Source organism: Rhodocyclus purpureus, assembly GCF_016653115.1.
Taxonomy (GTDB): domain Bacteria; phylum Pseudomonadota; class Gammaproteobacteria; order Burkholderiales; family Rhodocyclaceae; genus Rhodocyclus; species Rhodocyclus purpureus.
In genome coordinates, this window is the sequence record NZ_NHRX01000067.1 from 141,102 (window position 1) to 163,737 (window position 22,636).

At 68.5% G+C, this 22,636-nt stretch carries 19 protein-coding genes; 14 read left to right on the plus strand and 5 right to left on the minus strand.

Annotated elements, in window-relative coordinates; all coding sequences use genetic code 11:
* Positions 1-9: 9 nt before the first annotated feature.
* The gene (gene menB, locus CCR84_RS15510) at positions 10-858 is read right to left on the minus strand and encodes a 1,4-dihydroxy-2-naphthoyl-CoA synthase (protein WP_201214225.1); all 849 of its coding nucleotides are present in this window, start codon (positions 856-858) and stop codon (positions 10-12) included.
* Between the two features lie 248 nt (positions 859-1,106).
* Between menB and typA the strand changes: the two genes are divergently transcribed.
* From typA to CCR84_RS15540, 6 genes are all read left to right on the plus strand, one after another.
* On the plus strand, positions 1,107-2,945 hold the full coding sequence (typA, locus tag CCR84_RS15515; protein ID WP_201214233.1) for a translational GTPase TypA: 1,839 nt from the start codon (positions 1,107-1,109) through the stop codon (positions 2,943-2,945).
* 125 nt (positions 2,946-3,070) lie between these two features.
* The gene (locus CCR84_RS15520) at positions 3,071-4,069 is read left to right on the plus strand and encodes a zinc-dependent alcohol dehydrogenase family protein (protein WP_201214237.1); all 999 of its coding nucleotides are present in this window, start codon (positions 3,071-3,073) and stop codon (positions 4,067-4,069) included.
* Between the two features lie 181 nt (positions 4,070-4,250).
* On the plus strand, positions 4,251-5,162 hold the full coding sequence (locus tag CCR84_RS15525) for an arginase (RefSeq protein WP_201214252.1): 912 nt from the start codon (positions 4,251-4,253) through the stop codon (positions 5,160-5,162).
* Positions 5,163-5,190: 28 nt separating this feature from the next.
* The gene (locus CCR84_RS15530) at positions 5,191-5,736 is read left to right on the plus strand and encodes a hypothetical protein (protein ID WP_201214255.1); all 546 of its coding nucleotides are present in this window, start codon (positions 5,191-5,193) and stop codon (positions 5,734-5,736) included.
* A 122-nt stretch (positions 5,737-5,858) separates the two neighbouring features.
* The gene (locus CCR84_RS15535; protein WP_201214258.1) at positions 5,859-6,497 is read left to right on the plus strand and encodes a DUF47 domain-containing protein; all 639 of its coding nucleotides are present in this window, start codon (positions 5,859-5,861) and stop codon (positions 6,495-6,497) included.
* A gap of 13 nt (positions 6,498-6,510) precedes the next feature.
* Positions 6,511-7,521, plus strand: coding sequence for an inorganic phosphate transporter (locus CCR84_RS15540; protein ID WP_201214261.1), 1,011 nt, complete (start codon positions 6,511-6,513; stop codon positions 7,519-7,521).
* Between the two features lie 65 nt (positions 7,522-7,586).
* On the opposite strand, the gene CCR84_RS15545 is transcribed toward CCR84_RS15540, so the two are convergent.
* Together CCR84_RS15545 and CCR84_RS15550 are read right to left on the minus strand one after the other, a co-directional pair.
* Complete coding sequence (locus CCR84_RS15545) at positions 7,587-7,799, minus strand: DUF465 domain-containing protein (RefSeq protein WP_201214264.1); 213 nt, start codon at positions 7,797-7,799, stop codon at positions 7,587-7,589.
* 69 nt (positions 7,800-7,868) lie between these two features.
* Complete coding sequence (locus CCR84_RS15550) at positions 7,869-8,519, minus strand: DUF4010 domain-containing protein (RefSeq protein WP_201214267.1); 651 nt, start codon at positions 8,517-8,519, stop codon at positions 7,869-7,871.
* An 18-nt stretch (positions 8,520-8,537) separates the two neighbouring features.
* Between CCR84_RS15550 and ispD the strand changes: the two genes are divergently transcribed.
* Positions 8,538-9,230, plus strand: coding sequence for a 2-C-methyl-D-erythritol 4-phosphate cytidylyltransferase (ispD, locus tag CCR84_RS15555; RefSeq protein ID WP_201214269.1), 693 nt, complete (start codon positions 8,538-8,540; stop codon positions 9,228-9,230).
* Positions 9,230-9,730: a 2-C-methyl-D-erythritol 2,4-cyclodiphosphate synthase gene (gene ispF, locus CCR84_RS15560; RefSeq protein WP_201214279.1), complete on the plus strand. Its 501-nt coding sequence runs from the start codon at positions 9,230-9,232 to the stop codon at positions 9,728-9,730. The genes ispD and ispF overlap by 1 nt, the downstream gene beginning before the upstream one ends.
* A gap of 28 nt (positions 9,731-9,758) precedes the next feature.
* On the opposite strand, the gene CCR84_RS15565 is transcribed toward ispF, so the two are convergent.
* On the minus strand, positions 9,759-10,502 hold the full coding sequence (locus CCR84_RS15565; RefSeq protein WP_242508770.1) for a YecA/YgfB family protein: 744 nt from the start codon (positions 10,500-10,502) through the stop codon (positions 9,759-9,761).
* 259 nt (positions 10,503-10,761) lie between these two features.
* On the opposite strand from CCR84_RS15565, the gene smc reads away from it, so the two are divergent.
* From smc to CCR84_RS15595, 6 genes are read left to right on the plus strand one after another with little or no spacing between them, the layout of a single operon-like run.
* On the plus strand, positions 10,762-14,304 hold the full coding sequence (gene smc, locus CCR84_RS15570) for a chromosome segregation protein SMC (protein WP_338052632.1): 3,543 nt from the start codon (positions 10,762-10,764) through the stop codon (positions 14,302-14,304).
* Positions 14,305-14,312: 8 nt separating this feature from the next.
* Positions 14,313-15,587: a cell division protein ZipA C-terminal FtsZ-binding domain-containing protein gene (locus CCR84_RS15575; RefSeq protein ID WP_242508771.1), complete on the plus strand. Its 1,275-nt coding sequence runs from the start codon at positions 14,313-14,315 to the stop codon at positions 15,585-15,587.
* Positions 15,588-15,602: 15 nt separating this feature from the next.
* Positions 15,603-17,741, plus strand: a complete 2,139-nt coding sequence (gene ligA / locus CCR84_RS15580) for an NAD-dependent DNA ligase LigA (RefSeq protein ID WP_201214281.1) — start codon at positions 15,603-15,605, stop codon at positions 17,739-17,741.
* On the plus strand, positions 17,738-18,619 hold the full coding sequence (gene galU / locus CCR84_RS15585) for a UTP--glucose-1-phosphate uridylyltransferase GalU (protein WP_201214284.1): 882 nt from the start codon (positions 17,738-17,740) through the stop codon (positions 18,617-18,619). Before ligA ends, galU begins: the two co-directional genes overlap by 4 nt.
* Positions 18,620-18,628: 9 nt before the next feature.
* Positions 18,629-19,177 carry a hypoxanthine-guanine phosphoribosyltransferase gene (locus tag CCR84_RS15590; RefSeq protein WP_201214287.1) on the plus strand — a complete coding sequence of 183 codons (549 nt, stop codon included), beginning with the start codon at positions 18,629-18,631 and terminating at the stop codon, positions 19,175-19,177.
* A 1-nt stretch (position 19,178) separates the two neighbouring features.
* Complete coding sequence (locus CCR84_RS15595) at positions 19,179-19,937, plus strand: S-methyl-5'-thioinosine phosphorylase (protein ID WP_201214289.1); 759 nt, start codon at positions 19,179-19,181, stop codon at positions 19,935-19,937.
* A gap of 109 nt (positions 19,938-20,046) precedes the next feature.
* Here the strand turns inward: CCR84_RS15595 and CCR84_RS15600 are convergent, their stop codons facing one another.
* Positions 20,047-22,623 carry a [protein-PII] uridylyltransferase gene (locus tag CCR84_RS15600; RefSeq protein WP_201214291.1) on the minus strand — a complete coding sequence of 859 codons (2,577 nt, stop codon included), beginning with the start codon at positions 22,621-22,623 and terminating at the stop codon, positions 20,047-20,049.
* Between the last annotated feature and the right edge of the window lie 13 nt (positions 22,624-22,636).

The window sequence follows — 22,636 nt, forward strand, 5'->3', positions numbered from 1 at the left end:
AGCGGTCGATCACGGCCGGCGGCGGTATTTGGCGAAGTCGGGCGCACGCCTCTCCAGCCAAGCGTCGCGGCCTTCGCGGCCTTCCTCGGTCATGTAGAAGAGGCCCGTGGCGTTGCCCGCGAGTTCCTGGATGCCGGCGAGTCCGTCGGTGTCGGCGTTGAAGCCGGCCTTGATCATGCGCAGCGCCATCGGCGACAGCGCCAGCATGTCGCGGCACCAGAGGACTGTTTCTTCCTCGAGCTGCGCCAGCGGCACGACGGTGTTCACGAGCCCCATGTCGAGCGCCTGCTGCGCGTCGTACTGGCGGCAGCGCATCCAGATTTCCTTGGCCTTCTTCATGCCGACGGTGCGCGCCAGCAGGCCGGCGCCGAGACCGGCGTCGAAGCTGCCGACGCGCGGGCCGGTCTGGCCGAAGCGCGCGTTGTCGGCGGCGATGCTCATGTCGCAGACGAGGTGCAGGACGTGGCCACCGCCGATCGCGTAGCCGGCGATCATCGCCACCACCGGCTTCGGACAGCGGCGGATCTGCATCTGCAGGTCGAGCACGTTGAGGTGCGGCGTTCCCGCTTCGTCGTGGTAGCCGCCGTCGTCGCCGCGCACGGTCTGGTCGCCGCCCGAGCAGAAGGCTTCGTGGCCGGCGCCGGTGAGGATGATGACGCCGACCTCACGGTCGAACTGCGCGCGGTGCATCGCGTCGATCAACTGCTCGACCGTTTCGGGACGGAAGGCGTTGCGCTTGTGCGGCCGGTTGATCGCGATGCGGGCGATGCCTTCGGCGAAGTCGTAGGTGATGTCGGAATAGTCGGCTTCGGCAGCGCGCGGCTGCCAGTCGAGGGCGGGACGGATCGGGGAGGACATGTCGTTTCCTTGTCGCGGAGATGGGCGCTTCCGGGAAGCAGGCGGCGGGAGGCGTCGCTGCCGGCACGAGGTCGGGCGGCGCCCCGGCCGTGGGCGGGGCAGAGCTTACCGGCTGCAGCCAGGCTTGCCAAGGCGATGGCGGCGGCTGCAGCCGGGCCGCCTGCGCCATGTATGCGTGTCGCAGGAAATTCGCCGGTTGACGCCGCCGGCGTGCTAAACTGGAGAACTTTTTTTCAGGCCCTGCCCCCATGTCCCGTCCCGTCCGCAACATCGCCATCATCGCCCACGTCGACCACGGAAAGACCACCATGGTCGACAAGTTGTTGCGGCAGGCTGGCACCTTCTCCGCGCACCAGCAACTGGTCGAGCGGGTCATGGACTCGAACGACCTGGAAAAGGAACGCGGCATCACCATCCTGGCCAAGAACACCGCGGTCGACTACGAAGGCGTGCACATCAACATCGTCGATACCCCGGGACACGCGGACTTCGGCGGCGAGGTCGAGCGCGTGCTGTCGATGGTCGACGGCGTGCTGCTCCTCGTTGACGCAGTCGAAGGCCCGATGCCGCAGACGCGCTTCGTGACCAAGAAGGCGCTGGCGCTCGGCCTGCGCCCGATCGTCGTCATCAACAAGGTCGACCGCGACGGTGCGCGTCCGGACTGGGTCGTCGATCACACCTTCGACCTGTTCGACAAGCTGGGCGCCACCGACGAGCAGCTCGACTTCCCGGTCGTCTATGCGTCGGCGCTTAACGGTTTTGCCACCACCGACCTCGCGCAGCCGTCGCCGGACATGCGTCCGCTGTTCGAGACGATCCTGAAGCACGTGCCGCCGCCCGAAGCCGACGACATCGAGTCGCCGCTGCAACTGCAGATCTCGGCACTCGACTACTCGAGCTACGTCGGCCGCATCGGCATCGGGCGCATCCAGCGCGGCCGCCTGAAGCCGGCGCAGCAGGTGACGGTCCTCTACGGCCAGCCCGACGCCGACGGCAACTACGAGCACGGTTCGCCGAAGAACGCCAAGATCAACCAGATCTTCGGTTTCCGCGGGCTCGAGCGCGTCGCGCTCGACGAAGCGCTCGCCGGCGACATCGTGCTCATCACCGGCATCGAGGAACTGTCGATCGGCTGCACCATCGCCTCCCCGGATCAGCCCGAAGCGCTGCCGATGCTGAAGGTGGACGAGCCCACCCTGAACATGACCTTCATGGTCAATAGCTCGCCCTACGCCGGCACCGAGGGCAAGTTCGTCACCAGCCGCCAGATCCGCGACCGCCTGCACAAGGAACTCCTGACCAACATGGCGCTGCGCGTCGAGGACACCCCCGACAGCGACAGCTTCGTCGTCTCCGGACGCGGCGAACTGCACCTGACCATCCTGCTCGAATCGATGCGCCGCGAAGGCTACGAACTCGCGGTCGGCCGGCCGCGCGTGATCTTCAAGGAAGTCGACGGCGAGCGCCTCGAACCCTGGGAGCTGCTGACGCTCGACGTCGAGGAGTCGCACCAGGGCGGCGTCATGGAAGCGCTCGGCTACCGGCGCGGCGAGTTGCAGGACATGGTATCCGACGGACGTGGTCGTGTCCGCCTCGAATACAGCATCCCGGCGCGCGGCCTGATCGGCTTCCAGGGCGAGTTCCTCAACCTGACGCGCGGCACCGGACTGATGAGCCACGTCTTCGACGAGTATGCACCGGTCAAGGGCGAATTGCCGGGACGGCGCAACGGCGTGCTGATCTCGGCCGAGCAGGGTGAAGCGGTCGCCTACGCGCTGTGGAAGCTGCAGGACCGCGGTCGCATGTTCGTGAACCCCGGTGAACGGCTCTACGAGGGAATGATCATCGGCATCCACAGCCGCGAGAACGACCTCGTCGTCAATCCGATCAAGGGCAAGCAGCTCACCAACGTGCGCGCCTCGGGCACCGACGAAGCCGTGCGCCTGGTGCCGCCGGTCGCGCTGACGCTCGAATCCGCGGTCGAGTTCATCGACGACGACGAACTGGTCGAGATCACGCCGAAGAGCATCCGCCTGCGCAAGCGTCACCTGACCGAGCACGAACGCCGCCGCGCAGCGCGCGACTGATCTTCGCGCCTTCAGCGCTGCGCAAGACAACGGCGGCCACGGGCCGCCGTTGTCTTTTGCGTGCCTTGCCGGCGCCGGCGACAGGCGCTATCGTGAAGGTATCGTCCGCCTGCCGGAGTCCCGTCATGCGCGCCATGCTTCTCGATGCTCCCCGCTTGCCGCTGCGCCTGGCGGAACTGCCGGTTCCCGTTCCCGGCCCCGGTGAGATCCTGCTCGAGGTCGAGGCCTGCGGCGTCTGCCGCACCGACCTGCACCTCGTCGATGGCGAACTGCCCGATCCGCGCTTGCCGATCGTTCCCGGCCACGAGATCGTCGGTCGCGTCGCCGCGCTCGGAGAAGGCGTCGAAGGAATTACGATCGGGCAGCGCTTGGGCGTTCCCTGGCTCGGCTGGACCTGCGGCCGCTGTGATTACTGCACGGGCGGGCGCGAGAATCTGTGCGACGAGGCACGTTTCACCGGCTATCAGATCAACGGCGGCTACGCCGAGTACGCGCTCGCCGACCACCGCTTCTGCTTTCCGCTGCCCGAGCTGCAACCGGCCGCCGAACTCGCCCCGCTGCTCTGCGCCGGACTGATCGGCTACCGTGCGCTGCGCCTCGCCGGCGACGCCCGCTGCATCGGCCTCTATGGCTTCGGCGCCGCCGCGCACATCCTCGCGCAGGTGCTCGTGCATCAGCGGCGCAGCTTTCACGCGTTCACCAGGCCGGGGGACGAAGAGGCGCAGGCCTTCGCGCGCCAGCTCGGCGCCGAATGGGCCGGCGCTTGCGACGAGGCCGCGCCGACCGCGCTCGACGCGGCGCTGATCTTCGCACCCGTCGGCGAACTCGTCCCGACGGCCCTGCGCCAGGTGAAGAAGGGCGGGGTGGTCGTCTGTGCCGGGATCCACATGAGCGACATCCCCGCGTTTCCCTACTCGATCCTGTGGGGTGAGCGCAGCCTCCGCTCGGTGGCCAACCTGACGCGCGCGGACGGCGACGAGTTTCTCTCGATCGTCGCCGCGGCGGCGCTCGCCAAGCCGATCCGCTGCCATGTCCGCAGCTACCCGTTGGCTGCAGCAAACGAGGCGCTTGCCGACCTGCGCCAGGGAAGGATCCGGGGCGCCGCGGTGCTGCTCCCCGGCTGAGCGCCGGTGCCTGCGCCGGTCCGGAGAAGAGCCATCAAGCTTGAAAAGGAAGTTGGCCACGAAATCCACGAAAAAAATCCTGACGGGCTCGGACGCTGATTGGAGATCTCACCATAGCTTGGACGGTAAACAGCTACAAGCCCACGTTCGTGTTTTTCGTGGCTGAAAAGAGGCGTCGGGAATGAAGCCAATGCCGAGGCAGTCGCGCAGGACGGTGGTGATCGGCGTCGCCGGTGGCTACGGCGCCGGCGAGCACGCGTGTCAGGACGGCCCCGAGGTGCTGCGCCTGCTCGGCTTCCTGCGCGAACTCGAGGCGGGGCCGGGGGGCGTGCACTGGCAGGAGGTGATCCACCTGTCCGCGGCTGGGCATGCAGGCGACGCCGCCAGTGCCATCGCCGGGATCACCGCGCGGCTTGCCGCCGCGGTGCAGCGCAGCCTCGACGATGGGCATTTTCCGTTGGTCATCGGCGGCGATCATTCGTGTGCGATCGGCACCTGGTCGGGGGTGCAGGCGAGCCTCGCCGCACATGCCGCAGACGACCGCCTCGGGCTGATCTGGCTCGATGCACACATGGACAGCCACAGCTTCCGTACCTCTCCCTCGCGGGCGATCCACGGCATGCCGCTCGCTTGCCTGCTCGGCGCCGGGATCGGCGACCTGCGCCTCGACGCGACCTGCGTCGCCGCGGGTCGCCTGCTGCCGGAGAACGTCTGCCTGATCGGCGTCAGGAGCTTCGAGTCGGGCGAAGCCCGCTTGCTCGCCGACCTGGGGGTGCGTGTGTACCTGATGGACGAGGTGAGGGCGCGCGGTCTGGCGGTGGTCTTCCGCGAGGCGCGCGCGCAGGTGGCGGCGACCAGTGCCGCTTACGGAATCAGCCTCGACCTCGACGCCCTCGATCCGGCGGAAGCGCCGGGGGTGGGGTCGCCGGTCCCCGGTGGAATCCTGCTCGACGACCTCGCCGCGGCGCTGCGCTCGCTGCACGACGACCCGCGGCTCCTGGCGCTGGAGATCGTCGAATACAATCCTTATCGTGACCGGCAGTTCGCGACTGCGCGCGCGATCCAGGCGCTGTGCCGGTCCCTGCTAGAGTGAACATCCACCTGCCGAAAGGGGGCTCGCCATGTTCTCCAGGGTTTTACAGCGGCTCTCAGCGGCCGTGCTGGCAATCTCGGTCACGGCCTGCGCGAGCTGGGGCGTCCGCCTGCAGCCGGGCGTGTCGACGCTGTCCGATGTGGTCGGCCTGCTCGGACAGCCGGCGATGGTCTGGCAGGATCCCGACGGTCGCCAGCAATTGGCGTATCCGCTCGGGCCCGAGGGTACGGAGACCTTCATGGTCTTCGTCGGTGCCGACGGCCTGCTGCAGACCATGGAGAAGGTGCTCGACACCGAGCACTTCGCGCGCATCGAGAGTGGCAGGAGCACGCAGGCCGACGTCTTGCGCCTGCTCGGGCCCTCGCTGCCCTCGGGGACCGCCTACTTCAAGTGGCGCGACGAACTCGTCTGGGAATGGCGCTACTGCGACGCCTGGGGGCAACGCGCCTTCTTCGACGTCCTCTTCGACGCGAGCACCGGGATCGTGCGCACGACCTATTCCCGGCCCGACCTGACGCGGCCACGCGGGCTGGCGATGCCCTGCTCGGCCTGGCTCCTGCCGCTGCAGCGATGAGCGCGTCGGGGTGTCGGCAGCGGTGTCGCGCCGGAGTTGCTCCAGATCAATTTTTACAAGTCTGCGACGGCGGGCGGCTGCCGGTGGTAGACTGGCGCCTGTCAAATTTCTGAAACAAACTCATGTTTGGACGTTTGCTGCCCAAAGAGGGCAAATTTTTCGATCTGTTCAACGCGCACGCCGAGCAGATCGTGATCGGCGCCGAGGCGCTGGTGGGGCTGATGGCGGAACTGAACAAGCCCGGCGGTGATGCTGCCGAGTACTTCAGGGCGATCGATCAGGCCGAGGACCAGGCCGACCGCATCACCCACGACACGATGGCGCTGCTGCACAAGACCTTCATCACGCCGCTCGACCGCGACGAGATCCACTCGCTGATCAACTGTCTCGACGACATCATCGACCTGATCAAGGGCGGCGCGCAGATCCTGAACCTCTACGACATCCGGCGGGCGACGCCGGAGGCGAAGAATCTCGCCGACATCATCCTGTCGTCGGCCAACCGGGTGCGCGCAGCGGTGCTACTGCTGCCGTCGATGGACAACGGTCCGGCGATCCTCAAGACCTGCGAGGAGATCGACCGCCTCGAAACCGACGCCGACCGCGTCATGCGCGGGGCGATGTCGCGACTGTTCCGCGAGGAACCGGACGTGCGCCAGCTGATCAAGCTGAAGGCGGTCTACGAGCTGCTCGAATCGGTGACCGATCGCTGCGAGGATCTGGCCAACATCCTCGAGGGCATCGTCCTCGAGAACTCCTGAGCGGCGGTCGCACATGGATGCGGTGAATATGGGCCTGGGCGTCGTGATCTTTCTCGTCGCCCTGGCTCTGGTGTTCGATTTCATGAACGGCTTCCACGACTCCGCCAACGCGATCGCGACGGTGGTGTCGACGCGGGTGATGAAGCCGCACACGGCGGTGATGATGGCGGCGGCGTGCAACGTGGCCGCCGTCTTCGTCTTCCAGTTGCACGTCGCCGCCACCGTCGGCAAGGGAACGATCGAGCCGGCGATCATCGACCATTACGTCGTCTTCGGCGCGCTGGTCGGGGCGATCGCCTGGAACATCCTCACCTGGTACTACGGGATACCCTCGTCCTCCTCGCATGCGCTGATCGGCGGCCTGATCGGCGCGGCACTGATCAAGGCGGGCCCGAGCGCGCTGATTGCCGGCGGCGTCCTGAAGACGGTCGCCTTCATCCTCGTCTCGCCGCTGCTCGGGATGGTGCTCGGCTCGCTGATGATGGTCGCCGTTTCCTGGCTGTTCCGCAGCAGCACCCCGCGACGGGTCGACAAGTGGTCGAGGCGCCTGCAGCTGGTTTCCGCATCGGCCTACGCGCTCGGTCACGGTGGCAACGACGCACAGAAGACGATCGGCATCATCTGGATGCTGCTGATTGCCGCCGGGATGAGCGGTGACGACCCCTCGTCGCCGCCGGTCTGGGTGATCGCCGCCTGCTACGGGGCAATCGGTCTCGGAACCGCCTTCGGTGGCTGGCGGATCATCAAGCTGATGGGGCAGAAGATCACCCACCTGCGTCCGGTCGGCGGCTTCTGCGCGCAGACCGGTGGTGCCGCGACCCTGTTCATGGCCACTGCGCTGGGCATCCCGGTGTCGACGACGCACACCATCACCGGCGCCATCGTCGGCGTCGGCGCCACGCGCAAGCTGTCGGCAGTGCGCTGGGGGATCGCCGGCACCATCGTCTGGGCCTGGGTCCTGACCATTCCCTGCAGCGCGCTGATCGCCGCGCTCTTCTGGTACCTCGGGCGCTTCGTGCTTTGAGCGATATGCATTCGGGAAGGCCTGCTTGATTCCACGGCATCAAGCAGGCCTTCCCGTTTCACATTTCACGCCGGGATGTCCGGCACCAGCATCAGTTCGATCTGCTCGATGCGGTCCTTGAGCATCAGCTTGCGTTTCTTAAGGCGGCGAAGGAGCAGGGTGTCGGCGGGCGGGTTCTGCGCCAGATAGCCGATCACCGAGTCGAGGTCACGGTGTTCGACCTGCATGGAATGCATTCGCTCGCGCAGGAAGCGGGCATCTTCGTTGTTCAGCGTCATGGGGAAACGTCCGAAGGTCGAGGCGAAGGGGTTCCATCAAATGATATGCCTGTCCCCGGCCGCTGACAATCAAAGGAGCCCGAGCAGCGCCCAGCCGGCGATCGATCCGCCGGCCAGGGCCGCGAAACCGGCGAGGGCCGCGCGCGCCAGCCGGCGTCCGCCGACCACGCCGATGATCCCGAGCTTGAAGACGAGGTTGGCGAGCAGCGCGATCAGGATCGAGGTCGCGGTCTCGTTCGCTGCGAGCTTGCCCTGTCCGAACAGGCGCAGGCTGGAGAGCGCGATCGGGTCGACGTCGGTGAAGCCGGTGATCAGCGAAAAGACGTAGATCCCCACGGTGCCGGCGGTCTCCGACAGCGCCGCCGAGCAGAAGAGCACGATGCCGTAGACGGCAGCGAAGCTCAGCGCGGTGCGCAGTTCGGTCGGGTTGCGCAAGGCCAGTTCGGGGGCATCGGCAGGCGCACCGAGACGACGCCAGGTCAGGAAGGCGATGCTGCCGACGGTGACGAGGCCGGCGGCAATGATCCACGGCGAATCGAGCCGGCTCGCGATCAGCGCGCAGACGGCGCCGAGCAGCCCCACCAGGCCGAAGGTGCGCAGCCCCGCGCGCGAAGCCGGGTTGCGTTCACGCTCGAGCCCGATCAGGAGGCCGACACCGAGGCTGATGAGGAGGTCGGGGAGGATGTCGAGCCCGGCCGTGTCGAGGAGTTCGCCGTTCATTTCCGTTAAAATTACGCCATGACCCGACACTATGCAATCGTTCCCGCCGCCGGCAGCGGTTCGCGCTTCGGCGCCGAAATGCCGAAGCAGTACCTGCCGCTCGCCGGCCGGCCGCTGATCCATCACACCCTCGACGCCTTGTGCCGCTGTCCGCTGATCGACCGCGTCTGGGTGGTCCTGTCGCCGGGCGACGAGCACTGGTCGGCGTGGGACTGGAGCGTACTCGGGCCGAAGCTGGAGACGGTCTATTGCGGCGGTGCGACGCGTGCGCAGAGCGTCGGCAACGGGCTGGCCGCCGCCGAGACGGTGGTTGCCGACGACGACTGGGTCCTGGTGCATGACGCCGCGCGTCCCTGCGTCTCGCAGGCGATGTTGCGCGCACTCTGTGCCGAACTCGCCGACGATCCGGTCGGCGGCCTGCTCGCGGCGCCGGTCGCCGATACGCTGAAGCGCGCCGACGGCGAACAGCGCGTGCTGGCGACCGAACCGCGCGACGGTCTGTGGCAGGCGCAGACGCCGCAGATGTTCCGCTACGGCCTGTTGCGCCGCGCGCTCGCCGAACACCCCGAGGTCACCGACGAAGCAGGTGCGATCGAGGCCGCCGGGTTCCGGCCGCGACTGGTGCGCGCCGACGCTTCCAACCTCAAGGTGACTTACCCGGCCGATCTGGCGCTGGCCGAAGCGATCCTGCAGCGCCGCAAGGAGAATTGATGAACACCCCCACCAGCACGCCCCGCCTGCGCGTCGGCCAGGGCTTCGACAGCCACGCGCTCGTCCCCGGCCGCGACCTGATCCTCGGCGGCGTCAATATCCCGCATACGCTCGGCCTGCTCGGGCATTCGGACGCCGACGCCCTGCTGCACGCGATCACGGACGCGCTGCTCGGCGCCGCCGCTCTTGGCGACATCGGCCGGCACTTCCCGGATACGGACGAGCGCTATCGCGGTGCCGACAGCCGTGTCCTCCTGCGCGGCGCGGTCGAACTGCTCGCCGCCGCCGGCTGGCGGGTGGTCAATGTCGATGCGACGGTGATCATCCAGCAGCCGAAGATGGCGCCGCACATCCCGGCGATGATCGCCAACATCGCTGCCGACCTCGGCGTTGCGCCGGGCGACGTCAATGTCAAGGCGAAGACGGCCGAGCGGCTAGGCTTCGTCGGTCGCTGCGAGGGCGTCGCCGTCGAGGCGATCGCGTTGATCGCCGCCACCTGAGGAAAGTGCGGCGGCGATCAGGCTGATCTCAGTCGAGCGCGCCGCAGCACTGCTTGTACTTCTTGCCGCTGCCGCAGGGACAGGGATCGTTGCGGCCGACCTTCGGCGTCTCGCGGCGGATCGGTGCGGTGCCGCGGCGGGCGAGCCAGAAGCGGTAGATCTCGCTCGCTGCGTACGGCAGGTTCTCCTCGCACTCGCGTTCGATGCGCTCGAGTTCGTCGCCGCTCGGCCACTCTTCGCCGTGTTCGCGTGCCGCGGTCTCGGCTTCGCCGGTGAGCAGCATCATCGGGAACAGGCGCTCGTCGAGGTAGTCGAGTTCCTCGCTGGCGGCTTCGGCGTCTTCGCCGGACTGGCTATCGACCTCGGCCTCCAGCGTCTCGAACCAGTCCTCGGGCGCGGTATCGACGGCGAACAGGTAGGCCTCGCACCACGGCCCGAAGTCGTTCGGCGCCGCTTCCTCGCCGTCGCGGGCGTAGAGCAGGAGCGTCGGCGCTTCGCCGCTGGCGAGAACGCTTTCCAGTTCGTGCGTGAAACGGCGCAGCAGTGCGACCGCTTCACGCCCCGGTTCGCTGTCCAGCGCTTCCTCGCTGCCGAGGATTTCGACCAGCCGCTCTTGCTCGGGGATCGGCACCGGCCCCGAGAGTGCAGCACACAGGTAGCCCTGGATTTCGTCGAGGCGCATCGGCTCGGGCAGCGAAGGATCGTCGAGCAGTATTTCGAGGCGGTCGAGTTCGGCTTCGCTGAGCGGAAGCATGGTGTTGGCAGCGGACATCGTTGGGCCCTGAGTGGTGGTTGAATGAGGCGGTTGGCGCAGCCGTGAAGCAGCCGTTGAGCATCCATGAAAAGGGGCGCGCAGGTGGCGCACCGCGTGGCCGATCCGGCGTCTGCCGCGCGCCGGCACGGCGCCCGGGCCTGGCCGGCAGCGCGGCGAATGCGAGCGAGATGCTATTATAAGCGGCTCGCGGCAAGCTGCGTCGCCCTTGCGGCACGGCTGGCCGTTTTCCGCTCCCAAGCTTTCCACCGGCGTGCACTTGCCTGCAGCGCGTCGTCTCTGCCTGTCCATGCGCCTGACCAAGCTCAAACTCGCCGGCTTCAAGTCCTTCGTCGACCCGACCACGATTGCCCTGCCCGGGCAACTGGTCGGCGTCGTCGGGCCCAATGGCTGCGGCAAGTCGAACGTGATGGACGCGGTGCGCTGGGTGCTCGGCGAGTCGAAGGCGTCGGAACTGCGCGGCGAGTCGATGCAGGACGTCATCTTCAACGGCTCGGGCAACCGCAAGCCGGTGTCGCGTGCTGCCGTCGAACTGGTCTTCGACAACTCGCTCGGCCGCATCGGCGGGCAGTGGTCGCAGTACGCCGAACTGTCGGTCAAGCGTCTGCTCACGCGCAACGGCCAGTCCGAGTACTACATCAACAACCAGCACGTCCGGCGCAAGGACATCACCGACCTGTTCCTCGGCACCGGCCTCGGTCCGCGCGCCTACGCGATCATCGGCCAGGGGATGATCGCGCGCATCATCGAGGCGCGCCCCGAGGAACTGCGCGTCTTCCTCGAAGAAGCGGCCGGCGTCAGCAAGTACAAGGAACGCCGGCGCGAGACCGAGAACCGCATCGCCGACACGCGCGACAACCTGGCCCGCGTCGAGGACATTCGTCAGGAACTGGCCGGGCAGATGGAACGGCTCGAAGCACAGGCAGCGGTGGCACGGCAGTACCGGCAGTTCAGCGACGACCTCGGCCGTCGTCAGCAACTGCTCTGGCTGTTGCGCCGCAACGAGGCGCAGGTCGAGCGCGAGCGGCTGGCCAACGAACTCACGCGCACGGCGACCGACCAGGACGAGCGAATTGCCGCCTTGCGCCGTACGGAAGCAGAACTGGTCGAGGCGCGCGAGAGCGTGTTCGCGGCCGGGGACGCACTGCAAGAGGCGCAGGCGCGTCTGTTCGAGGCCAACGCCGAGGTGGTCCGGCTCGAAGCCGAGATCCGTCACCGGCGCGAAGCACGCCAGGAATACGAAAGCCGTCTCGCCCAGCTGGCCGACGATCGCGAGCACTGGCTCACGCAAGCCGAACGCCACGCTGCCGACGAGCAACACTGGCGCGAGGCAGCGGCTGACGCGGGCGAGCGTGTCGAGGAGGAAGCGCTGCGCGTCGAGGCACTGCGCGAGCGCCTGCCGGTGGTGGAAGCCGCCTACGCCGAAGCACGCGAGGCGGTCACGCGCGAGCGCGCGCGGCTCGCCGCGCTGGAGCAGCGGCTGCGCGTCGAGGAGGCCAACCTCGGCCACGCGCAGCGGGCCCTGCTGCTGCTCGCCGGGCGGCGCGAGCGCCTGCAGCAGGAACGCGCGGCCTTGCCCGAGCCCGACGCCGACGAATACGCCTTGCACCAGGAGCAACTCGCCGAATTGAAGCTGCGCGTCGCCGACGCGCAGGAAGAGCTGGCGGCGCTGCAGCACGCGCTGCCGCAGCTCGAGGCGCGCCGGCGCGAGCAGCTCGCCGGCGTGCAGCAGGCGCAGAAGGAACGCGCCGATACCGCGGCGCGGCGGGCGGCGCTCGAACAACTGCAACAGCGCGTCGCCGGTGCGGGCGACCGCGCCGGCTGGCTGCGCCGGAACCGTCTCGACGGTCGCGCGCCCTTGTGGAAGTCGCTGCAGGTCGAGGCCGGCTGGGAGGACGCGGTCGAGGCGGTGCTGCGCGAGCGCTTGTCGGCGATCGCCGCCGACGCAGCCGACGCAGGCTGGGAAAAGGACCGGCCGCCGGCGCGGCTCGCCCTGCTGCTGTCGCAAGGCGCTGCCGGTGCAGCCGCGGGGGCAACGGTGCGTGCGGATTCGCTGCTGGCGCGCGTGCATTGCAGCGACCCGGTGCTCGCCGCCATCCTCCACGACTGGCTCGGCGCAGTGGCGACCGCGTCCGACCTCGCCAGTGCGCTCGCCCGCCGCGGCGAACTCGCAGGCGACGCCGTCATCGTCACGCCGCGCGGCGACCTGGTCGCGGCTGCCGGCGTCATCCTGTTTGCTCCCGACGCCGCCGAGCACGGCCTGCTCGAACGCCAGCGCGAGATCGACGAATTGTCGCGTGCGCTCGGAGAGCGGCAGGAGGCCGTCGATGCGGCGCAGGCGGCGCTCGCCGCCGGCGAGGACGCACTCGCCGACACGCAGCAGGCGCTGCAGGCGGCGCGCGCGCGCCTCGACCACGCGCAGAACGAGGCGCATGCGCTGCAGGTCAGGTCCCTCAAGCTCGCGCAGGCCATCGATCGTCACCGCGAGCGGCAGTCGCAGCTCGACGAGGCGCTCGCCGAGATGGCCGGGGAAGAGGAATCCGAGCAGGAGCGACGCTTCGTCGCCGAGGAGGCGCTGGCCGAGTTGCGCGAGCAGATCGACGAGGTGCAGAACGTCGTCGATGACGCGCTCGCGGCCTTCGAGGGCGCCGAGCGCTCGTTTCGCGACGCGCGCGAGCAGGTGGCCGGCGGCGAACGCGAACTGCGCGAGGCACAGTTCCGCGAACGCGAGTGCCGCAACCGGCTCGACCAGATCGCCGGCCAGCAGGACCTCGCACGGAGCCAGCTCGAACGCATCGAGGACGAAGTCGCGCGCTGCGCGGAGAGTGCCGGCGCCCAGCAGGCCGAGGACCTCGAACCGCAACTGCAGGACGCACTGGCCGCCCGCGTCGGCGCCGAGCAGGGCCTGGCCTGCGCGCGCGACGCGCAGGAAGCCGCCGCTTCCCGCCAGCGCGAACTGGAAGACTCGCGCCTCGCGGTCGAGCGCAGCCTCGACCCCTTGCGCGAGCGCATCGGCGAACTGCGCCTCAAGGAACAGGCCGCTGCGCTCAACGCCGCGCAGCTTGCCGAACAACTCGTTCAGGCGGGCGCCGACGAAGAGTCCTTGCTCCCCGAGCTGGCCGGCGCGCGCGCCGGCACCCTGCAGGCCAACATCAACCAGCTGCAGAAGGCGATCGACGCACTCGGCGCGGTCAACCTCGCCGCGCTCGACGAGCTCGAAGCGGCGCGCGAGCGCAAGGGCTTCCTCGACGCGCAGGCCGAAGACCTGACGCAGGCGCTGAACACGCTGGAGAACGCGATCCGCCGCATCGATCGCGAGACGCGCGACCTGCTGCAGGGCACCTTCGATTCGGTCAATGCCAGTTTCGGCGAGCTTTTCCCGCGCCTGTTCGGCGGCGGCGAGGCGCGCCTGATCATGACCGGCGAGGAGATCCTCGACGCCGGCGTCCAGGTGATGGCGCAGCCACCGGGAAAGAAGAACTCGACGATCCAGCTGTTGTCTGGGGGCGAGAAGGCGCTCACGGCGATTGCGCTGGTCTTTGCCATCTTCCGCCTGAACCCGGCCCCCTTCTGCCTGCTCGACGAGGTCGACGCGCCGCTCGACGATACCAATACCGAACGCTTCTGCGATCTCGTCCGCCACATGTCGGCGCAGACCCAATTTCTTTTCATCAGCCACAACAAGATCGCCATGGAGATGGCCCAGCAGCTCGTCGGCGTTACCATGCAGGAATCCGGCGTGTCGCGCATCGTCGATGTCGACATTGCCGAGGCGCTGCGCATGCGCGAGCAACTGGCCTAGGAGTTCCTATGAACATTGAATTGAACGAACTGCAGATCGGCATGATCGGACTGGGCGCCGCCGCCGTCGCCGGCGTGGTGTTTTTCAACCGCTGGCAGGAGGGCAAGCAGCGGCAACTCGCCGAGAAGGTGCTCGAACGCGCGCACAACGACGTCCTCTTCGCTGAAGCGGCGGAGAGCAGCGGCGAAGCCGCCACGAAATCCGAATCCCCGGCGGGTGCACGGATCGAGCCGGTGGTGGCCAGCGGCGAGCCAGCCGCCGACCTGGCGTTCGCTGCAGTCGACGGTCGCGCCGAGCCGCAGGGGGGCGATGCGCCCGCGGAGGCTGCAGCGGAGGCAGCAGCGGAGGTCATCGACCTCCCGATGAGCCAGGCGCTTCCCGCCGAGGCGGCCACGCCGGTCGCCCCCGTCAAGCTGCCGCCGGCGGCCTCCGCGCCGCTGTCGCCGCTGGTCGATCACATTGCCGTCGTCGATGCAGCCGAAGCGCTGTCGGCGACGCAGATCCTGGAGGCGCAGGGCGACTGGCTCCCGCGCGTGCGCAAGCCGTCGCGCTGGTTCGGCTGGAACGAGGCCGGCGGGCAATGGGACCGGCTCGACCCGACCACCCTCGCCGGGCAGCGCGAAGATCCCTCCGGCAAGTGGCGCCGCCTGTGCCTCGGCCTGCAACTCGTCGACCGGCGCGGACCGGTCAGCGAAGCCGAGCTCGCGCTGTTCGAGCGCGCCACGCACGAACTCGGCGAACGCTTCGCCGGCGTCGTCGAGTTGCCGCCGAGCCAGCCAGCGCTCGCCGCTGCCGCCACCCTCGACCAATTCTGCGCCGACCTCGACATCCAGATCGGGCTCAACGTCGTCAGCCAGGGACAGGCGTTCGCCGGGACCAAGCTGCGTGCGCTGGCCGAAGGCGCCGGCATGGCGCTCGAGGTGCTTGACGGTGAGGGGCGCTTCGTTCGCCGCGGCGACGACGGGCAGGTCCTCTTCGTCATGAGCCGCCAGGAACGCGGCGGCTTCCAGCCGGAAAGCCTGAAGACCCTGCAGGTGCAGGGTGTCACCTTCATCCTCGACGTGCCGCGGGTGGCCCACGGCGACCGCGTGTTCGCGCAGATGCTCGATCTCGCGCGACGCTTCAGCGCTTCGCTGCAGGGTGTTCTCGTCGACGACAACCGGCGGCCACTGATCGAGGGCTCGCTCGAACCGATCCGCCAGACCATCGCGCATACCCAGGCGGCAATGGCGGCGCGGCAGATCCCCGCCGGCGGCGCGCTCGCCTTGCGCCTGTTCGCCTGAGCCGAACGCGACTGCATGACTTTACCGCTCCCTCCTGAAGACCTGCTCGCTGGCGACACTCTCGCCACGCGCGCGCGCTGGCTGCGCGCAGAGATCGAGCGCCACGACCACCTCTACTACGATCTCGACGCGCCGGCAATCGGCGACGCCGAGTACGACGCGCTGTTCCGCGAACTGCAGGCGCTCGAGGCTGCCCATCCGGCGCTGCGCGCTGCCGACTCGCCGACGCAGCGCGTCGGTGGCGCGCCGCAGCCCGAGTTCCGCGCCGTCCGCCACGCCGTGCCGATGCTCTCGATCCGTACCGAGACCGACTTCGGCGAGGCCGCCGCGGTGGCCTTCGACGCACGCGTGCGCCGCGAACTGAAGCTCGGCGACGAGGCGCCGCCGGTCGAGTACTGCGCGGAACTCAAGTTCGACGGGCTGGCGATGAACCTGCGCTACGAGCACGGCCTGCTGGTGCTGGCGGCGACGCGTGGCGACGGCGAGACCGGCGAGGACGTGACGCAGAACGTGCGCACCATCCGCGAGCTGCCACTGCGCCTCAAGGGCGATCCCGAATCGCTGCCGGCCGTGCTCGAAGTGCGCGGCGAGGTTTACATGCGCCACGACGCCTTCGCCCGCTTCAATCGCGAGGCGGCCGCGCGCGGCGAGAAGACCCTGGTCAATCCGCGCAACGGTGCTGCCGGCAGCATCCGCCAGCTCGACCCGAAGGTCGCGGCGAGCCGCCCCCTGTCCTTCTTCGCCTACGGCATCGGCGAGACCGTAGGCTGGGATATTCCGGCGACGCATGCGGGAATCCTCGACGCGCTGGCGGCCTTCGGCATCCCGGTCTGTGGCCAGCGCGTCGTCGCCAAGGGCGGCTCCGAACTCGCCGAGTTCCACCGGCGCATCGGGGCCGCGCGCGCGACGCTGCCGTTCGCGATCGACGGTGTCGTGTATAAGGTCAATTCGCTGGCGCTGCAGTCCGAACTCGGCTTCGTCACGCGCGAGCCGCGCTGGGCGGTGGCGCACAAGTTCCCGGCCGAGGAGGCGACGACGCGGCTCCTCGCGATCGAGGTTCAGGTCGGCCGGACCGGCGCGCTGACCCCGGTGGCGCGCCTCGAACCGGTCTTCGTCGGCGGCGTCACCGTCACCAACGCGACCCTGCACAACCAGGACGAGATCACGCGCAAGGATGTCCGCGTCGGCGACACGGTGATCGTCAGGCGCGCCGGCGACGTGATCCCCGAGATCGTCGGCCCGGTCCTTGATGAGGAACATGCGCAGCGAGCGTGCTTCGACCTGATCGCCGCGTATCCTGAGTGCCCCGTGTGCGGCTCGCACGTCGTGCGCGGCGAGGATGAAGCGGTTGCGCGCTGCAGCGGCGGCCTGTGGTGCCCGGCGCAGCGCAAGCAGGCGCTGCTGCACTTCGCCTCGCGCAAGGCGATCGACATCGAGGGGCTCGGCGACAAGCTGGTCGAGCAGCTCGTCGACGCAGGCCTCGTGCAGACGCCGGCCGACCTCTACGCGCTCGACGCGGGAACGCTTGCCGCGCTCGAACGCATGGGCGAGAAGTCGGCGGCAAAGCTCGTCGCCGCGATCGGAAAGAGCAGGAAGACGACGCTGGCGCGCTTCATCTATGCGCTCGGCGTCCGCAACGTCGGCGAGACCACCGCGCGCGACCTGGCGCGCAGCTTCGGCGCGCTCGACCGGCTGCTGGCGGCAGCGGGCAGTGCCGATCTCGAACGCCTGCAACGGGTTCCCGACGTCGGCCCGACCGTCGCCGCCTGCGTCGTCGATTTCTTCGCCGAGCCGCACAACCTCGAGGTCGTTGCCGCCCTGCGTAGCGCCGGGCTCGAATGGGAAGAGGGTGAAGAGGCACTCGACGAGGCAGTCCTCGCCGCAGCGCCCGGCGAGGTCGCCGGCAAGACCTTCGTCCTCACCGGCACCTTGCCGTCGCTGTCGCGCGACGAGGCGAAGGCCCTGATCGAGGCCGCGGGCGGCCGCGTCAGCGGCTCGGTGTCGAAGAAGACGCACTACGTCGTTGCCGGCAGCGAGGCCGGCAGCAAGCTCGAGCGCGCACGCCAACTCGGCGTCGAGGTGATCGACGAGGCGGGCCTGCACGAGTTGTTGAAGCGGCAGGGGTTCCTGCCAGAACAGGGAGAAGAACAATGACGCAAAAGCGGGTACGCAAGGCGGTCTTTCCGGTCGCCGGTCTGGGAACGCGCTTCCTGCCAGCGACCAAGGCCAGCCCCAAGGAAATGCTGCCGATCGTCGACAAACCGCTGATCCAGTACGCGGTCGAGGAAGCGGCGGCGGCGGGAATCACCGACATGATCTTCGTCACCGGGCGCAGCAAGCGCGCGATCGAGGATCACTTCGACAAGGCCTACGAGCTGGAAAACGAGCTGGCACTCAAGCAGAAGAACGAGATGCTCGAACGCGTGCGCAACCTGCTGCCGAAGGGGATCAACTGCATCTACCTGCGCCAGCCCGAGGCGCTCGGTCTCGGCCACGCCGTGCTCTGCGCCAAGGCAGTGGTCGGCGACGAGCCCTTCGCAGTGCTGCTCGCCGACGACCTGCTCGACGGCGAGCCGCCGGTGATGCGGCAGATGGTCGACGTCTTCGCCGAGCGCGGTGCCTCGGTGCTCGCCGTGCATGATGTTCCGCGCAGCGAGACGAAGAGTTACGGCATCGTGCGCACCGCCGCCGGCGCGGACCCGGCGAACCGCATCGAACGCATCACCGGCATCGTCGAGAAACCGGCGCCCGAAGTCGCGCCCTCGACGCTGGCGGTCGTCGGTCGCTACATCCTGACGCCGCGCATCTTCGAACACCTCGAGAACGCCAAGCCCGGTTCGGGCGGCGAAATCCAGCTCACCGACGGCATCGCCGCGCTCCTCGCCGAAGAAGAGGTGCTCGCCTACCGCTACCAGGGCACCCGCTACGATTGCGGTTCCAAGCTCGGCTATCTGCAGGCGACGGTGGTGTTCGGCCGACGCCACCCGGAAGTCGGCGCCGCCTTCGACGATTACCTTCACCACCTCGATTGAGAATCTGCCATGGGAAATGACAAGAGCGCCGAGGCCCTCCTCGCATCGGCCGAACTGATCCACTCCGCCGAGACCGTGCGCGCCGCAGTCTCCCGCGTCGCCGCCGAAGTGAGCGAGAAGCTCGCCGGCACCCACCCGCTGCTGCTCTGCGTGATGAGCGGCGGCGTCCCCTTCGCCGGCCAGTTGATGCTGCAGCTCGACTTCCCGCTCGACTTCGATTACCTGCACGTCACCCGCTACGGACAGGATACGGCGGGCGGCGCGCTGTCGTGGCGCTCGGCGCCGTGGACCCCGGTCAAGGGGCGCACCGTGCTGATCGTCGACGACATCCTCGACGAAGGAGTGACGCTGGCCGCGATCCGCGAACGCATTCTGCAACAGGGTGCGGCCGCGTGTTACACGGCGGTGGCGACCGACAAGGAGAACGGCAAGCAGAAGCCGATCGCTGCCGACTTCGTTGCGCTCAAGGTGCCCGACCGCTTCGTCTTCGGCTTCGGCATGGACGCCTACGGCCACTGGCGCAACCTGCCGGCGATCTACGCCATGAAGGAGGCCTGAGATGCTGGCGATCATCGGTGGCAGCGGCCTCGCGCAGTTCGCCGCTCACTTCGACAACGTCCGCCGCGAGCTCAGGCGCACCCCGTACGGCGAGCCTTCGGGGCCGATCACCTTCGGCGAACTGTGCGGCCAGCAGCTCGCCTTCCTCGCGCGTCACGGCTACGGGCACACCATCCCGCCGCACGAGATCAACTACCGCGCCAACCTGTGGGCGCTGCGCGACGCCGGCGTGCGCGCCATCGTCGCCGTCGCCTCGGTCGGCAGCATCCGCGCCGACCTGGTCCCGGGTGCCATCGTCATCCCGCACCAGATCATCGACTACACCTGGGGGCGCAAATCGACCTTCCATGAAGGCCAGGATTGCACGGTGACGCACATCGACTTCACCGAGCCCTACGATCGCAAGCTGCGCGCACGCCTGATCGCCGCTGCCGCAGCAGCCGGCATCCCGGCCAGCGACAACGGCGTCTATGCGACGACGCAGGGCCCGCGTCTGGAGACGGCAGCGGAGATCAACCGCCTCGAAGGCGACGGTGCCGACCTGGTCGGCATGACCGGGATGCCGGAAGCGGTGCTGGCGCGCGAACTGGACATCCCGTACGCGGCAATCAACGTCGTCGCCAACTACGCCGCCGGCCGCGGCGACAGCGCCGAAGGCATCAGCTTCGACGCGATCCAGGGCATCCTCGAACAGTCGATGGCTCAGGTGCGGACCATCATCGAGCAGATGATCCGCGCCGATTCGGCCTGCGCAGGATAGCTTGCGACCCGGACCCTGGGCGCACGCCCATCCGGCACGCGCTGCGGGGCTTTTGCCGGGACGGGCGAGGCCGCAGCTGGAGCCCACGCCACCTCGAATGCGGCGGCGCTCAGACGCGCAGCTTGTCGATCAACTCGGTTTCGAGACGGATGCGGGCAGCGCTCTCGTCGAGGTCGCCGCCGCTGACGAGGAAGGTATCCTCGACGCGTTCGCCGAGCGTCGAGATCTTCGCGGTGTGCAATCTCACCCGGTGTGCCGCAAGCGTGCTGGCGACCGTGTACAGCAGGCCGAGCCGGTCGGCCGCACTGATCGAGAGGATGTAGCGCGCGCCACGGTCGTCGGCCTTGATCGTGACGCTGGGTGCGATCGGAAAGTGCCGGACCTGGCGCGGCAGGCGGCCTGCCGACGGCGCGGCCAGCGGCGTCTGCTCGATCAGCACGCGGGCCAGTTCGTGCTCGATGTAGCCGATCATCTGCCGGTCGCTGCCGCGATCGCTGGTGTCCTGCATGACGAAGCTGTCGAGCGCGTAGCCGTGGCGAGTGGTGTGGATCTTGGCGTCGAGGATGGTGTAGCCGGTGCGGGCGAAGAAGCCGACCAGGCGCGCGAACAGGTCGCGTTGGTCGCGCGTGTACACCATCACTTCGAGGCCGCCGCCCTTCGGAGTCAGGCGCGCCTTGACCACCGGCTTGTTCTCGTCGATGCGGTAGTGCAGTGCGCGCGTGTGCCAGGCGATCTCGTCGGCGCTGTGGCGCAGGAAATAGACGGTGTCGAGCTGTTTCCACAGGCGTTCGTGCACGGTGGCCGAGAGCGCGAAGTAGCGCAGGAGGCGCATCGCCTCCTGCTGCCGTTCGGCGATGATCCCCTGCGCTGCCGGCACCTGCCCGCCGGCGGCGAGGAGCTTCCTCGTGGCCAGATACAGGTCCTCGAGCAGCTGTCCCTTCCACGCGTTCCACACCTTCGGGCTGGTACCTCGGATGTCGGCGACGGTGACGAGGTAGAGTCCGACCAGGTGCCGCTTGTCACCGACGATCCTGGCAAACTCGGCCACCGTCGCCGGGTCGGAGATGTCCTGCTTCTGCGCGACCTGCGACATCAGCAGGTGGTTGCGCACGATCCAGACGATCAGCTCGGTGTCTTCGTCAGGGATGCCGTGCTCCACGCAGAACTCGCGCGCGTCGAGCGTCCCCAGTTGCGAGTGGTCACCGCCGCGCCCCTTGGCGATGTCATGGAACAGTGCCGCGATGTAGAGCACCCAGGGACGCTCGAAGTCGCTGATCAGCCGGCTGCACAGCGGGTACTCGTGCGCGAACTCGTCGAGCGTGAACCGGCGCAGGTTCCTGACCACCTGCATGATGTGCTGGTCGACCGTATAGACGTGGAAAAGGTCGTGCTGCATCTGGCCGACGATGCGGCCGAAGCAGGGCAGGTAGTGGCCGAGCACGCCGAGCCCGTTCATCAGGCGCAGCGCCTGCACCACGCCGCGCGGCTGCTGGAAGATCTTCAGGAAACTGGCACGGTTGACCGGGTCGTTGCGGAAGCCGGCGTCGATCCGGTGTGCCGCCCGCCACAGCGCGCGCAGGGTACCTACCGTCATCCCCTGCAACTCGGGATGCGCCTGCATGACCAGGAAGCTTTCCAGGATGGCGCCGGGGTTCCTGGCGAACAGGTCCGGGTCGACGACGTCGAGCAGGTCGCCGCAGGACTGGAAGTTCCCGTCGATCGGCTGCGGCGGCAGCGAAGGTGTCGGCGTCAGCGCCGCGGCGAGGTTCTGCAGCAGGATGGTGTTGAGCTGCGAGACGTAGTTGGCGGTGCGGTAGTAGCTCTGCATCAGCTCTTCGCTCGGACGGCGCGTCACCGAACCGGTGAAGCCGAGCTCGCCGGCGAGCGCCGTCTGGTAGTCGAAGAGCAGTCGATCCTCGCGTCGGCCGAGCAGGAGGTGCAGGCGTACGCGCAGCTGGCGCAGGAAGCCCTCGCAGCGTTCGAGGCGGCGCTCCTCCTCGCGCGTGATCAGGCCGTGCCGTTCGAGCGCGCGCCAGCGGTCGCCGTAGCCCGCGGCTTGCGCGATCCAGAGGATCATGTGTAGGTCGCGCAGTCCGCCCGGGCTCTCCTTGCAGTTTGGTTCGAGACTGAAGGGGGTGCCCTGGAAGCGCTGGTGGCGCTCTTCCTGTTCGAGCCGCTTGGCGCGGAAGAAGGCAGCGAGGTCGAGCTGCTCGCGAAAGCGCGCACTGAACGTGGCGAACAGGGGCTTGCTGCCGGTGAGCAGGCGGGCTTCGATCAGCGCCGTCTGGATGGTGACGTCGCCGGCCGCTTCGCTCAGGCACTCGTCGACGGTGCGCACGCTGTGGCCGATGTCGAGGCCGACGTCCCAGAACGAGGCGATCAGGCTTTCGATGCGCTCCTTCAGTTCATCGTCGGGCACCTGCGGCAGCAGCAGCAGGAGGTCGATGTCGGAGGCCGGGTAGAGTTCGCCGCGTCCGTAGCCACCGACGGCGACGAGTGCCACCGACGTCGGCAGGCCCGACTCGGCGAAGAGCTCGCGCAGGACCTCGTCGATCAGCCGGCATCGCCGCTGCAGCAGGCGTCGGCTGTCGCTGTCGGCGCGATAGCGATCGATGAGCGCCTGCTGGGCATCGCGCAGGCGCGTCCTGTGCGCCTGCAGTGCTGTCCCGGTCGTGGAGGCGGGCATGACCCGGGCACCG

Excerpts from the sequence above, each read along its gene's own strand:
- CCR84_RS15575 (WP_242508771.1), top strand. The coding sequence starts at position 14,313 with ATGAACATTGAATTGAACGAACTGCAGATCGGCATGATCGGACTGGGC.
- CCR84_RS15530 (WP_201214255.1), top strand. The coding sequence starts at position 5,191 with ATGTTCTCCAGGGTTTTACAGCGGCTCTCAGCGGCCGTGCTGGCAATC.
- CCR84_RS15565 (WP_242508770.1), bottom strand. The coding sequence starts at position 10,502 with ATGTCCGCTGCCAACACCATGCTTCCGCTCAGCGAAGCCGAACTCGAC.
- CCR84_RS15540 (WP_201214261.1), top strand. The coding sequence starts at position 6,511 with ATGGATGCGGTGAATATGGGCCTGGGCGTCGTGATCTTTCTCGTCGCC.
- ispF (WP_201214279.1), top strand. The coding sequence starts at position 9,230 with ATGAACACCCCCACCAGCACGCCCCGCCTGCGCGTCGGCCAGGGCTTC.
- galU (WP_201214284.1), top strand. The coding sequence starts at position 17,738 with ATGACGCAAAAGCGGGTACGCAAGGCGGTCTTTCCGGTCGCCGGTCTG.
- CCR84_RS15545 (WP_201214264.1), bottom strand. The coding sequence starts at position 7,799 with ATGACGCTGAACAACGAAGATGCCCGCTTCCTGCGCGAGCGAATGCAT.
- menB (WP_201214225.1), bottom strand. The coding sequence starts at position 858 with ATGTCCTCCCCGATCCGTCCCGCCCTCGACTGGCAGCCGCGCGCTGCC.
- CCR84_RS15520 (WP_201214237.1), top strand. The coding sequence starts at position 3,071 with ATGCGCGCCATGCTTCTCGATGCTCCCCGCTTGCCGCTGCGCCTGGCG.
- CCR84_RS15550 (WP_201214267.1), bottom strand. The coding sequence starts at position 8,519 with ATGAACGGCGAACTCCTCGACACGGCCGGGCTCGACATCCTCCCCGAC.
- ligA (WP_201214281.1), top strand. The coding sequence starts at position 15,603 with ATGACTTTACCGCTCCCTCCTGAAGACCTGCTCGCTGGCGACACTCTC.
- typA (WP_201214233.1), top strand. The coding sequence starts at position 1,107 with ATGTCCCGTCCCGTCCGCAACATCGCCATCATCGCCCACGTCGACCAC.
- CCR84_RS15595 (WP_201214289.1), top strand. The coding sequence starts at position 19,179 with ATGCTGGCGATCATCGGTGGCAGCGGCCTCGCGCAGTTCGCCGCTCAC.
- CCR84_RS15525 (WP_201214252.1), top strand. The coding sequence starts at position 4,251 with ATGAAGCCAATGCCGAGGCAGTCGCGCAGGACGGTGGTGATCGGCGTC.
- CCR84_RS15590 (WP_201214287.1), top strand. The coding sequence starts at position 18,629 with ATGGGAAATGACAAGAGCGCCGAGGCCCTCCTCGCATCGGCCGAACTG.
- ispD (WP_201214269.1), top strand. The coding sequence starts at position 8,538 with ATGACCCGACACTATGCAATCGTTCCCGCCGCCGGCAGCGGTTCGCGC.
- CCR84_RS15535 (WP_201214258.1), top strand. The coding sequence starts at position 5,859 with ATGTTTGGACGTTTGCTGCCCAAAGAGGGCAAATTTTTCGATCTGTTC.
- CCR84_RS15600 (WP_201214291.1), bottom strand. The coding sequence starts at position 22,623 with ATGCCCGCCTCCACGACCGGGACAGCACTGCAGGCGCACAGGACGCGC.